Annotated in this window: 8 protein-coding genes; 4 read left to right on the top strand and 4 right to left on the bottom strand. The window is 53.0% G+C overall.

Annotated elements, in window-relative coordinates:
- Positions 1-285 precede the first annotated feature (285 nt).
- Positions 286-1,371 (top strand): C40 family peptidase, encoded by a 1,086-nt coding sequence (locus tag ACFVSO_RS00930; protein ID WP_387469125.1) that lies wholly within the window; start codon positions 286-288, stop codon positions 1,369-1,371.
- Between the two features lie 78 nt (positions 1,372-1,449).
- Here the strand turns inward: ACFVSO_RS00930 and ACFVSO_RS00925 are convergent, their stop codons facing one another.
- Entirely contained in the window at positions 1,450-2,130 is a 681-nt protein-coding gene (locus ACFVSO_RS00925; protein WP_387469123.1) for a YqaA family protein, read from the bottom strand.
- Between the two features lie 357 nt (positions 2,131-2,487).
- On the opposite strand from ACFVSO_RS00925, the gene ACFVSO_RS00920 reads away from it, so the two are divergent.
- A complete protein-coding gene (locus ACFVSO_RS00920) occupies positions 2,488-3,687 on the top strand; it encodes an MFS transporter (protein ID WP_387469121.1) in 1,200 nt (399 codons plus the stop codon).
- Between the two features lie 582 nt (positions 3,688-4,269).
- Here the strand turns inward: ACFVSO_RS00920 and ACFVSO_RS00915 are convergent.
- A complete protein-coding gene (locus ACFVSO_RS00915) occupies positions 4,270-5,685 on the bottom strand; it encodes an NAD-dependent malic enzyme (protein WP_387469119.1) in 1,416 nt (471 codons plus the stop codon).
- A gap of 91 nt (positions 5,686-5,776) precedes the next feature.
- Positions 5,777-6,892, bottom strand: a complete 1,116-nt coding sequence (locus tag ACFVSO_RS00910; RefSeq protein ID WP_387469117.1) for an MGDG synthase family glycosyltransferase — start codon at positions 6,890-6,892, stop codon at positions 5,777-5,779.
- Positions 6,893-7,059: 167 nt separating this feature from the next.
- On the opposite strand from ACFVSO_RS00910, the gene kapB reads away from it, so the two are divergent.
- Entirely contained in the window at positions 7,060-7,452 is a 393-nt protein-coding gene (gene kapB / locus ACFVSO_RS00905) for a kinase-associated lipoprotein KapB (RefSeq protein ID WP_387469115.1), read from the top strand.
- Here kapB and ACFVSO_RS00900 read toward each other — a convergent pair whose 3' ends face one another.
- Positions 7,453-8,799 carry a stalk domain-containing protein gene (locus ACFVSO_RS00900; protein ID WP_387469113.1) on the bottom strand — a complete coding sequence of 449 codons (1,347 nt, stop codon included), beginning with the start codon at positions 8,797-8,799 and terminating at the stop codon, positions 7,453-7,455.
- 321 nt (positions 8,800-9,120) lie between these two features.
- Here ACFVSO_RS00900 and gltB point away from each other — a divergent pair, with 321 nt between their 5' ends.
- Positions 9,121-13,725 carry a glutamate synthase large subunit gene (gene gltB, locus ACFVSO_RS00895; protein ID WP_387469111.1) on the top strand — a complete coding sequence of 1,535 codons (4,605 nt, stop codon included), beginning with the start codon at positions 9,121-9,123 and terminating at the stop codon, positions 13,723-13,725.
- Positions 13,726-13,731 lie beyond the last annotated feature (6 nt).

The raw sequence follows: 13,731 nt of genomic DNA, 5'->3' as shown, positions 1-13,731 counted from the left end.
TATGAGAGAACCCTAATCTTTATGAGAATTCTCATAGTTAGTATTTAGCCCAACAGGCTCTAAGCAAGCAGGGTTTGGAAAAAGTGAAAAAGGAAGGCGTCTCCATGGATGGAGGCGCCTTTTATTAATTTTTTCTTAGCATTTTTGGGTAATTCCATACTCCCAATTCGCTAGTCCCCCATTTAGGAACAACGGTCGATGCTTGCATGGAGACGCCAAACTTACAATGGTTGTTGTACACGCCGAACACCGGCACAGCAATCATCATACAAGGAGGCGTATTGAATGAAATACACCATGAAGCACAAAGTCGCTGCGGCGACGATATCGGCCGCATTGTTGCTTGGCACCGCAGTGGTGATCCCGGCACCGGCAGCCTATGCCGCACAGTCGGCTGAAGTGATCTGGGGAGTTAACATGCGTACGGCCCCATCGGCTTCCAGCACGGTTATCCGCATGCTGAAGAAAGGCGAAAATGTGAGCATCATCGAGGAAGCGGGCAGCGGCTGGTACAAGGTGAGCGATACTAGCGGCAAAACAGGCTATATTTCTTCCTCGTCCAAATATACGAATGTGAATGGTTCTTCCGATTCTTCCTCTTCGAACTCCGGTTCCTCGTCGGAAGCTGTTCCGGCCATGAACGCTGTTGTGAAAAAATCCGTTTCGTTCCGCGAAGGTCCGACAACTTCGGCCAAGCGCATTCGTTATCTGAAAACGAGCGAGCAAGTTCGGGTATTGGGCAAAGCCAGCAACAGCTGGTATGAGGTTCTCGATTCGAATGGTGTAAAAGGTTATGTGTCGACACAGTCGCAATACCTTTCCTTAGGCAATACAGCAGGCACTGGCAACGGTTCGACGAATACAGGGTCGAACGGCTCTGGCGGCAGCTCAAGCGGTGACACGGCGACCAAGCCTTCCACCCCTTCCTCCAACGCATCTGTTGAGAAGGTCATCTCGGCTGGCATGAAATACCTGGGCACACCGTATGAGTTCGGTTCGAACCGCAATTCTACGAAAACCTTCGACTGCTCCGCCTTTATAAGAAGAGCGTTCATCGATGGACTTGGCATCACGCTCCCGGCAGATTCTCGCCAGCAAGGCGATTATGTGAAGAAAAAAGGCAACACGACAACGAATATCAACAACCTGAAACGCGGCGATCTGATGTTCTTCATGTCCTACAAAGGGACAAGCGCATCCTCATACAGCGGCGTTAATAAATCTACTGCGAGAATTACGCATGTCGGCATCTATCTGGGAGACGGCAAAATCCTGCACACGTACTCCAAAGAAAGCGGCGGCGTAAAAACAAATACGATCAAAGGCACGCATTGGGAACATCGCTTCCTGTTCGGAGGTAGCGCGCTTTAAGAGCAGGCACGCCAGTCGGCAATAAGAAAAAGCTATCCCTCATCTCTATGTGGAGATGGAGGGATAGCTTTTTAGCTATTATGAGGATATGTCGTTTTTTAGCTCGGTAGCCGCGGTCTGGCGCTCAATAGCTGGTTGACGCTCGGTTACCTTCTGGCTCTCGTCTGCCGGTTGAACCTCAGCCTCTTGCTTCAACTGCTTCTTCTTGCGGATTCTGCTGCGAACGAATAGAAAAATAGCAATCAACGGTACGGCGATAAGAAAGGTATAAAGCGATACATCCTTCACCATTGATTCTGCCGCGCGACCATAGAAGTAGAACAATGCGCCTACTGCGTAAAACTTGACCGCACGCCCTATCGCAGCGTAGCCGATCAGCCGCCATAACGGAAAGTTCAAGGCGCCTGATAAAATCGTAAATACTTTAAACGGAATTGGCGTAAAGGAACCTATCAATATGGCAGCTTCACCGTTTTTTTGGAACCGGCTTGTCGCGGCGTCGATCCATTCTGTTTTAATAAACCGGTAGAGAACGGATTTGCCCATAATTTTGCCCAAATAGTAACCGACTGGTGTCCCGATAAGGCAGGCGATATATCCGACGGTAGCAAGCCATAAGGCCGTTGACGGATTCATAATGCTTAGCGATACCTGCAAGAAAAAAGCGGGGACCGGAAAAATGACCGCGTCGAGAAAGGAGTGAACGAACAATCCCAAGGGGCCGTAATCCTTCAGAAAATCAATAAAAGCTTGAAACATGAGGTAGGCTCCTTTTTGTTCAACATACCTGCTAAGTATAGCATACAGTTGAGTAGTCGTCGCCTTTTATATAGGACGCAGGTCACAGACGCTATGATGGCGTTTTCACAGGCTGATCATGATGGCAAAACAACGCCCATAAGTTAACTTACGTGAGGGGAGATCGCTGGTTTCAATATTTTTTTTGGGTTTTAGACGCATTCTTATGCGATAAGTGGAACTTCCCCGCCGTTTCCTCAGCTTTGCTCCCCTGTTCGCGTTTTGAACTCGTACAGGAGTAGGCGTATAGTGGTACATGACGCGCATTCGTTCGGATGGATTTAGTGCGGTTTTTTGGCATGAGGGGAGTGACATCACGTGCAATCCTGGAAAAGAACGATGTGGATTTTATGGTTCGGCGTCCTGTTTTGCAGCTCCAGCTATACGATGTCGGTACCGTTCCTGCCTCTGTTTCTGTATGACCTCGGCGTGGATAAAAACTCCGTTAATTTGTGGGCGGGGATTGTCCATTCCTCAGCTTTTCTGGTTGGTGCCGTCATGGCACCGCTGTGGGGGATGCTAGCGGACAAGTTCGGCAAGCGCAAGATGGTGATTCGGGCAGGACTTAGTCTGGCGATCATATATGCCTTGATCGCTTTCGTACAGACGCCTTGGCAGCTTGTTGGCGTTCGGATGCTGCATGGCTTTGTCGGCGGGTTCGTTCCGGCCTCTATGTCGATCGTCGCCATGATCGCGCCGAAGGAGAAGCTGGGCTGGAGTCTCGGCATGATGCAAGCGGGCACGATGACGGGGGGAATCCTCGGCCCGTTGTTCGGCGGGCTGCTTGCCGAAGCCTTCGGCATGCGCAGGTCGTTCATTGTGGCAGCCGTTATTATCTTTGCGGCGGCGCTTGCCGTTATCTTCTGGGTGAAGGAAGACAGGAGCCGGGAGACGCAGGCGAACACAAAGGACAAGCAGCCGATAACGTACCGGATGGCGTTCCGCAATCGGACGCTCATTCATATGCTGCTTATCCTCGTTGTGTTTCAATTATCGCTGAACATGATTCAGCCGCTGCTGTCTCTCCATATCGCGGACCTGAAAGGCGGCGAGAAGGGAGCGGTTCTATCGGCAGGGCTTGTCCTGTCGTTGATCGGAATCGCTGGCATTATCGCGTCGCCGATCTGGGGGAGGTTAGGCGAGCGGAAGGGGCATTACCGGATCTTGATCCTGTGTCTCTTGACCGCAGGGACGGTAGTTTGTGTGCAGTATTTTGTAGAAGCGCTGTGGCTGTTCGCGTTCGTGCAATTTGTATTCGGCTTGTTCATGGCGGGTATCGTCCCGATCATTAATACGCTGATGGTGCAAAATACGGACGAGCAGTTCCGGGGCCGCTCTTTCGGCCTGACAGCCAGCGCCAACCAGTTCGGCTCCATGCTGGGTCCGCTGCTCGGCGGTCTGCTGGGACTGTTCCTTGGCATCCACTCGATCTTCGTAGCGACAGGGGTTATTATGGCCGGTACAGGCATGATCGTCTGGATGAAGCGAAGGAGGGAGCGGTCTATGGCCCGCTCGTAGCAACTGGGATGTGTTCTATGGCTTACTTGATTAATGCTTACTTGATTGAAACAGCGTACTGAAAAAGAACCATATTTTTCATGGAGAGAGTTTACTCCCTATCATGAAGATATGGTTCTTTTTACTATTATGATGCAAGTAAATTGTTCCGAGGATTGGGATAGCGCTCAATTAAGTCGGTAGTACCGACTTAATGCTCCCTCTGAGCTAGAATGGCTCAATTAGGTCGGTCACACCGACTTAATGCTTCCTCTGAGCTAGTTTGGCTCAATTAGGTCGGTCACACCGACTTAATACTCCCTCTAAGCTAGTTTGGCTCAATTAAGTCGGTAGTACCGACTTAATGCTTCCTCTGAGCTAGAATGGCTCAATTAAGTCGGTAGTACCGACTTAATGCTCCCTCTGAGCTAGAATGGCTCAATTAAGTCGGTAGTACCGACTTAATGCTCCTTCTAAGCTAGTTTGGCTCAATTAAGTCGGTAGTACCGACTTAAACGCTCGGAACGAGCCGCCCCGTCCTAATCAAGTCGATCACGCCGACTTAAACGCTCCCAAACGAGCTGGAGCCGGCACCCAACTCAGCTAATCGCGCAGCTGACGGCGGGATACGCCGCTTTGCTGGGCGGCGGCTACGACTCTGCGCCGGACTTCCTCTACGATTTTGGCGTTGAACACGCTTGGGATAATGTACATGCGGTTCAGCTCCTCGTCGCTGATGACGGAGGCGATCGCTTCGGCTGCCGCCAGCTTCATCGGTTCGTTGATCTCGGAAGCGCGGCTGTCGAGCGCCCCCCGGAAGATGCCGGGGAAGCAAAGCACGTTGTTGATCTGGTTCGGATAGTCGGAGCGTCCGGTTGCGATGACGCCGACGATATCCTCGATCAGCTCGGGACGAATCTCCGGCTCCGGGTTCGCCATAGCGAATACGATCGGATCAGGCGCCATGCTTGCAACATGTTCTCTTGTCAGCAAGCGGCCAGCCGATACGCCGATGAACACGTCCGCTCCCTCCAGCGCTTCCTTCAGTCCGCCCTTGCGGCGCTCCGGATTGGTGTTCTGCGCATACCATTGCCACATCGGATGATCGTACGTCTCATCCGCAGACAGAATGCCCGGGCGGTCGATGCCGATCACATTGCGTGCGCCGCCAGCGAGCAGCATCTTCGTGCAGGCAGTTCCTGCGGCGCCAATGCCGCATACCACGATGCGAGCTTCGCTTAATGTGCGTCCGGTCAGCTTGAGCGCATTCAATAGGCCGGCGTAGAGAACGACAGCCGTTCCATGCTGATCGTCATGGAATACCGGAATATCCAGCTCCTCGCGCAGCCGCTGCTCGATCTCGAAGCAGCGCGGAGCAGAGATGTCCTCCAGGTTGATGCCTCCGAAGGCGGGAGCGAGATGCTTGACGGCTGCGATGACTTCCTCGGTATCTTGGGTATCGAGGCAGATCGGGAACGCGTCCACATCGGCAAATTGCTTGAACAGCATTGCCTTGCCCTCCATAACAGGCATCGCGGCATATGGCCCGATATTGCCAAGCCCGAGCACGGCGCTGCCGTCAGAGACCACGGCTACTGTATTACGCTTGATCGTAAGCGTATGCGCCTTGGACGGTTCTTCATGGATAGCTTGGCATACTCTGGCTACATCAGGAGTATACACCCTGGACAGATCGTCACGGTTTTGGATCGGTGTCTTCGGCTGAATCGTGATTTTGCCGCCCAGATGAAGCAGGAACGTACGGTCCGAGATATGAAGCAGCTTAATGCCGGGCACTGCACGCAGCGCTTCGGTCAACCGCTCGGAGGCGCCTTGCTCGGTAATTTTGACGGTTAAGTCCCGTACGCTTTTATTTTTGTCAGTATGTATAACGTCAATGGCGACGATATCGCCTTTAGCTTGCTCGATTGCGGTAGCTGCCTTGCCGAACTGGGCTTTATCTGTGTCGATTTCAAGCCTGAGAATAATCGTTTTGCCATCTGTCATTTGTGATTGCATGTCTGTCACGATCTCCCTTCAAGTGTGCAGTATCGGTATCAATCAAGCCATCTTCAATTATGCCCCAAAGATGAGGTGAAAAACAAAGCCGTCACTGCATGAGCTGCAGTACGGCCTCTGGACACTTTTTGGGGTCATATTGAAGCGCGCGCTTCTGGAGCAAGCCTTCACGGAAGGCGGTTGCTGCCTCTTTGTCATGGATAAGTCGGAACCACCGGTCTACCGTATCATTGGAATTAAGCATCTCGCCGAATCCGCTCTGGATGAAGTATTCGCAATTCTCTTCCTCCTGGCCCGGTATCGGCTCGTAAAACAGCATCGGGAGCGCCTTGCTCATGCCTTCGGTACAGGTCATGCCACCAGGCTTGGTCACGAGCAGATCGGCTGATTCCATCAGCTTGTGAACATCGCGCGTAAAGCCGAGAATGCGGATATTCTTGTGCTGGAACATGGGATCGCCCAGCATCTTTTCTTTCATCTTTTCATTGGAGCCTACGCAAAAGATTAACTGTGTCGTCTCACGCCATTTGGTCATGTACGATAAGGCATTGTCTTCATACAAGATACCCCAGCCACCGCCCATAATGAGCACCGTCGGCATATCCTTAAGCTCGTATTCCTTGCGAATGTCTTCCTTACTGTATGTAATCCAGAAGTTGGGATGAACAGGTATGCCTGTTACCTCCACTCGCTCCGGTAATACGCCTTTCTCCACAAGACGGCGCTTCACGTCGGGGGAAGAAACGAGATAATGATTCACTTCCTGGCTGACCCAGGAGCCGTGCGCGTCGTAATCGGTTATAAGCGTATATAAAGGAACATCCAGTCCAAGCCGCTTCAATCTTGCGACGACGGTATTAGGGACGGGATGGGTGCAAACGATAAGATCCGGCTTAAGCTGAGCGATTACTTGTGTAGTTTGCGTGTAAAATACCCGGTGAAGCGCAAGCTGTGCAAAACGGTTCAGCGGTTTCTTATAATTGCCGCGATACATCATGCCCACCATCTTGGGCTGCGAGCTTACCGTTCTCCGGTAGGCAGATACGATTAATGGCCCGATAACCGGATTTAAAAATTTCCCCAGCTCAATGACTCGAGCCGAGATGCTGGGGCATAGCTGCTTTAAACCTACCGCCAGCGCGTTTGCTGCTTGCGTATGGCCGGAGCCGAACCCCTCTGAGAGCAGCAGCACTCTCTTCTTGCGCATATACTCACCTACTTTTCTCTTTCCATATTACTTCTCAGGTTAGGTTTATACAAGCGTGGATGTTCTGCTTGTCAATAAATTAACGTTCCTTTACATTGTAATCACATGCTTGTTTATGAATTCATTTAGGATGAAGTAAAAAACGATAAATTCAGGAGGATAACAGGATGACTAATTATGAAGAACCATTCCGCTGCGAAGTAGGAAATATAGTCAAGGCCAAAGTCCGTTCGGGCGTATATGTAGGAGAGGTTGTGGAGCTTAACGGACCGCGTGCGCTGGTCAAAGTGCTGGCGGTGCTCAAGCATCCGGAGCAGGGTGATCTTCATCAGCCCTACAACCCGGATGTTGCGATGTTCCATGAACGCCGCGCCTTAAGCTACACAGAGAAAACAACGGTCCTTCTCAGAGATTTGCAAAGCTACGCGGGTGCGGTGCCGGATTACCGGGAGTCGCTTCACGCGGCTGTTGCCGCCGAGATCGAGTCCCTCGACCGTCTGAACCGCTGGACAGCCAAGAGCCTTGAGACGATGCTCGGATTGCAAAAGGACTACAAGTAACTAGCGGTTGATAAAAGCGGTTTTCAACGTTTCGCGGTATACGACTTGGAAGCCGAGTCCGTCGGAGAGCGCGGCCAGCGGAACGTATGTCTTCTTCTCTCCGCTGAATTGCTGGAGATACGCGGGCTCTGCGTTCAGCGGCTCGCTCTTGCCGTTAATGCTAATGGTATCGGCCCCTACCGTAATTGCGACCGTCCGGTCTTCCAGCGTAATCGTAGCGGTGGAGGTAGCAGCATTCCATTGCAGTTCCGCACCAAGCGCATCGGTGACGTCGCGCAGCGAGAGGAACGTACGGCCTTTCTTGATGACAGGCGCATAGTCAGTGATGACCTCCTTGCCGCCTACGACGATCGAGATCGGCACGTTGGATTTGCGCGGCTTGACGGTCTTGTAAGCTCCCCATAGCGGTTCGGAGAAGGTTTTGCCAAGCTCTGTGTATCCCGCAGCGGTAGGGTGAATATCCGGCTTCGGATTTCCTTTCTCATCTGTTGCGCGGATGCTGGTGAACTTAAGCGCATCCTTCTCGATGGCGGAAGACGCATCAGCGATTTTCACATTCAGGCCTTGCTTCGAATATTCAGCTACAACGGTTTGCAGGCGCTCAAGCAGGCGAGTTTGGCCGTCTGTTAAAAACTTGGCGGTAGAGTCAGGAACGAAGTATGTCTTCTGATCCCGAATTTGGATATATATAGGTAGATATTGGTTGGCGATCATGATTTCGGCATTAGGCTGAAGCTTCTGAATCGTGTCCAGCGATGCTTTCAACTGTTTCTCGAAGCTCTCAAGCAGAGCATCTAGCTGTGATTTCAACAGATCCTGCTTGTCGGCAGGGAGCTGGTTGAATGCCGTCTCGACGCCAAGGTCGTTCAGCATCCACAGGAAGTCGTTACCGCCGATAGTAAGGAGTACAAGCTCGGCATCTTTGAGATCCTGCGCAAGCTGAGGCGTTTTGCCGAACATAGCGGCGGCGCGCGGATCAATCAGGCCAGCCTGAATATCGGCTTCCTTCACGGCTTGTCCCTTGGCGGCGGCATCAAGCCATTTGCTAAGCCCTTCGGAGCGCAAGCCAATAATGCCGTAGTTGGTATACTCCGCCCGGAGGCCTTGGAACAGAGCTTGCTCGTATACATGCTCCGCATAGCCGTAAGGCACGGAGGATTCCGTAAAGCCCAGCTCATAGCCGGCCGCCAGCGAGTCGCCCAGCACGACAATGTCGTATGTATCGCTTGTTGCTGTTCCTGCTGCCGGTGCCTGAGCCGCCGATGCGGTCATGGCGGAAGCCAGGCATCCTGCCACTACCGCCGCGATCGCAGCGCGGCTCCACATATTCCTTAATTTGCTATACAATTGCCACACATCCTTTTGATAAAATAGATGAAAACAAAGATTACACACCACTAGTCCCAGAACCCGTCAGCCGCCGCCGCCAAACAACTCTTATCACAATTATAAAAATATTAAATTGATTCCGTTTTGCCCTGATGTTAAAATCATATAATAATCGCTTAGCAACGGTAGATGGCAAGAGGAATGGCAAGGAGCAGGCGGGTGTGCCTCGCCCCCTACCATTCTATGATAGTTCAAGCCAAAAATGAAGCCAATTAAGTGATCAAGCCTGTTATTCTACATTGCTTGCCCAAAAATCTTCTGATAGAAAGGTTGCACACAATGAAAGAAAATATTTTGGGATTGCCGCCTAAGCAAGGACTTTATGACCCGCAGAACGAGAAAGATGCTTGCGGAATGGGCTTTGTAGCCAGTATTAAAGGAAAAAAATCGCATAAGGTTATCCGCCAGGCTCTTACTCTGCTAGAGAACATGGAGCATCGCGGCGGACAGGGAAGTGAGCCGAACACCGGTGACGGTGCGGGTATCCTGCTTCAAATCCCGCATGCGTTTTTCTCCGCAGAGCTGAGCAAGGAAGCCATTCAACTGCCCGCTGAAGGGGACTACGCGGTCGGCATGATCTTTATGCCGCAAGACGAAGCTGCCCGCACGGCGATTGAGCGCGAGCTTGAGAGCATTGTTGCGGAAGAGAAGCAGACTATGATCGGATGGCGCACTGTGCCTACGGACGATGGGAAGCTGGGCCAATCGGCGCTGGCGGTTAAGCCGTATGTTCGTCAGGTGTTCATTGGCAAAAACGCTGAATTGAAAGACACCCTCGCATTTGAACGCAAGCTTTACGTCATCCGCAAACGCGCGGAACTGGCTATTCGCTATGCAGGCAAAGAAGGCGGCAACATGTTCTACTTCTCCAGCCTGTCCTCCAAAAAAATCGTGTACAAAGGCATGTTGACCACAGAGCAAGTACGTTCCTTCTATACCGAGCTGAATGATGAATCGGTTATCTCTGCTATTGCTTTAGTGCATTCCCGTTTTAGTACAAACACGTTCCCTAGCTGGGAGAGAGCTCATCCATTCCATTATCTGATTCATAACGGCGAGATCAATACGCTTCGCGGCAACGTGAACTGGATGCATGCGCGCCAGACGCTGTTCGCCTCCGAGCTGTTCGGCGAGGACCTGGAGAAGATCAAGCCGATCATCAATCCGGACGGTTCCGACACGGCGATGTTCGACAATACGCTTGAATTCCTGCACCTCGCAGGCCGTTCCTTGCCGCATGTGGCCATGATGATGGTTCCTGAGCCATGGTCGAACCACGAGAGCATGAGCGACGAGCGCAAGGCGTTCTATGAATACCACAGCACCCTGATGGAGCCGTGGGACGGACCGGCTGCGATGGGCTTTACCGACGGCACGCAAATCGGCGCTACGCTGGACCGCAACGGTCTTCGCCCTGCACGTTACTACGTGACGAAGGACGACCATATCATTCTTGGTTCGGAAGCGGGAACCGTGGAGATTCCGGCGGAAGACATTTTGTACAAAGACAGATTGCGTCCTGGACGCATGCTGCTTGTCGATACAGAGCAAGGCCGTATTATATCCGACGAGGAAGTCAAAACGGCTATCGCTGCCGAGCATCCTTACCGGGAGTGGCTTGACGAGCATCTGGTGAATTTGGATGATCTGCCTGAAGCGCCAGAGCTTCCGGATCCGAGTCATGACACGGTACAGCGCCGTCAACAAGCGTTCGGGTATACGTTCGAGGATATCCGCAAGGTGCTTGAGCCGATGGCGGGAAGCGGCCAAGAGCCGATCGCGTCCATGGGCTATGATGCTCCGCTGGCCGTATTGTCCGAGCGTCCTCAGCGCCTGTACAACTACTTCAAGCAGCTGTTCGCACAAGTCACGAATCCGCCGATTGATGCGATCCGCGAGGAGATTATTACGTCGACTGCGACTACAATTGGACCTGAGCGCAACCTGCTTAACCCGGAGCCGGAGAGCTGCCGCCACATTAAGCTGGATACACCGATCTTGTCCAACGAGCAATTCGCCAAGCTGCGCCATATTCGCCGCGAGGGCTTCAAGTCGATCACGCTGCCGATCTTCTTCACGGCAAGCGAAGGCGAAGCGGGACTTCGTTCCGCGCTGACTGTATTGTGCGAGGCGGCTGACCGCGTTATTGCGAAAGGTCATAATATTATCATCCTGTCCGACCGCGGCGTCGACAAGGAGAATGCAGCGATTCCGGCCCTGTTGGCCGTATCAGCTCTGCATCACCACCTGATCCGCCAAGGAACGCGTACGAAGGTCGGCATCATGCTGGAGTCCGGTGAGCCGCGCGAGGTGCATCATTACGCGCTGCTGCTCGGTTATGGCGTCAATGCTGTCAACCCTTACCTGGCGTTCGAATCGCTGGATGACATGATCAAGCAAGGCATGCTCAGAGGCGTATCGCATGAGAAAGCGGTCAAAAACTATATCAAAGCCGCAACAAAAGGCGTCGTAAAGGTATTGTCCAAGATGGGCATCTCCACGATCCAATCGTACCGCGGCGCGCAAATCTTCGAGGCGCTTGGCCTTCGCGAGGACGTAATCAACGAGTACTTCACGTGGACGCAATCCCGCATTGGCGGCATCGGTCTGGATGTCATTGCTGAGGAGGCGCTGCATGCCCATAACCGCGCGTTCGCGGAGCAGGAGGGCGCTGAGAAGGAACTGGATTCCGGCGGCGACTACCAATGGCGGAAGGACGGCGAGGACCATCTGTTCACGCCGCAGACGATCCATACACTTCAGATGGCATCGCGTGCGAATGATTATAAGCTGTACAAAAAGTTCTCTGGTCTGGTACAAGGCGAGAACAAGAAGCATTTGACACTTCGTTCGCTTCTCGACTTCAAGAAGGACGGTAAGTCCGTGCCGCTTGAAGAAGTGGAATCTGTAGAGTCCATCGTCAAACGGTTCAAGACCGGCGCGATGTCCTTCGGCTCCATCAGCAAGGAAGCGCATGAAAGCCTGGCTATTGCGATGAACCGCCTCGGCGGCAAGTCCAATACGGGTGAAGGCGGCGAAGATCCGGCACGCTTTACGCTTGACAGCAATGGCGATTCCCGCCGCAGTGCGATCAAGCAGGTCGCATCGGGACGTTTCGGCGTAACGAGCCAGTACTTGGTGAACGCCGACGAGATTCAAATCAAAATGGCTCAGGGCGCGAAGCCTGGCGAAGGCGGACAGCTGCCTGGCCTAAAAGTATATCCATGGGTTGCGGAAGTACGGGGCTCGACACCGGGCGTTGGTCTGATCTCGCCTCCTCCGCATCATGATATCTATTCTATCGAGGATCTGGCTGAGCTGATCCACGATCTGAAAAACGCGAATCCGCGCGCTCGCATTAATGTGAAGCTCGTATCCGAGGTTGGCGTCGGCACGATTGCAGCAGGCGTAGCGAAAGGCCGCGCAGACGTTATTATGGTCAGTGGCTATGACGGCGGCACAGGCGCGTCCCCGATGGGTTCGATCCGCCACGCGGGTCTTCCTTGGGAGCTTGGTCTTGCCGAGACTCATCAGACGCTCATGCTGAACAATCTGCGTGACCGCGTAACGATCGAGACCGACGGCAAAATGATGAACGGACGTGACGTTGCAATCGCTGCGTTGCTCGGAGCTGAAGAATACGGCTTCTCGACGGCTCCGCTCATCGTATTAGGCTGTGTCATGATGCGCGTCTGCCAGCTGGATACTTGTCCGGTCGGCGTGGCGACGCAAAATCCGGAGCTCCGTAAGAAGTTCATGGGTGATCCGTCCCATGTCGTGAACTACCTTCGCTTTATCGCGGAGGAAATGCGTGAGATTATGGCAGAGCTTGGCTTCCGTACGATCGAAGAGATGGTTGGCCGTGTGGACCGTCTGGAGACGAAGCACCTGACTGAGCATTACAAAGCGAAAGGTCTTGACCTCTCTGGCATTCTGTACGAAGCGGATGTTGCCGAAGGCGCAAAACGCTACAAAGTGCAGGAGCAGAACCACGGTCTGGAGCTGTCGATCGACATGCAGCAGCTGGTGCCTTTGGCAAAGCCTGCTCTGGAGAGAGGAGAGAGCGTTCGCGGAACGTTCCCGATTCTGAACACGAACCGCGTAGTCGGCACGATTCTGGGCTTCGAAGTGACGAGCCGTTATGGCGCGAAAGGGCTGCCGGAAGATACGATCTGGTATCACTTCGTCGGCACCGCAGGTCAAAGCTTTGGCGCATTCGTACCGAATGGCATTACGCTATCGGTTGAAGGCGACTCCAACGACTACTTCGGCAAAGGTCTATCAGGCGGCAAAGTAATTGTTGCGCCATCGCCGAAGGCGACTTTCGCTGCAGAAGACAATATCATTATCGGCAACACAGCCTTGTATGGCGCCACTAGCGGCCAGGCTTATATTCGCGGTATTGCGGGCGAGCGCTTCGCGGTACGGAATAGCGGCGTTAACGTAGTCGTCGAGGGCGTCGGCGATCATGGCTGTGAATATATGACTGGCGGTCGTGTAGTTATTCTGGGCTCTACAGGACGCAACTTCGGTGCGGGCATGTCCGGCGGCGTAGCTTATGTCTATGATGAGAACGGCGACTTCTACAACCATACGAACCTGGAGATGATCCTTCTGGAGCGTCTGGAAGAGGAAGCCGATATCAACGAGCTGCGCGGCATGATCGAAAGACATGTCCAGTATACGGAGAGCGCCGTAGGTACACGCATCCTGAACAATTGGAATGCAGAGCTGGCGAAATTCGTGAAGGTGATTCCGAAGGACTACAAGCGGATGCTGGAGCAAATTCGCAAAGCGGAAGATACGGGTCTGCAAGGTGGAGACGCTTTGCTTGCCGCGTTCGAAGCGAACAAGCGCGAGCTGGCTCGTGCAGGCGGTAAATAAGGTATA

This window comes from Paenibacillus sp. NPDC057967 (genome assembly GCF_042887015.1).
Classification (GTDB): domain Bacteria; phylum Bacillota; class Bacilli; order Paenibacillales; family Paenibacillaceae; genus Pristimantibacillus.
This window is presented reverse-complemented; position numbering and strand designations above follow the sequence as displayed.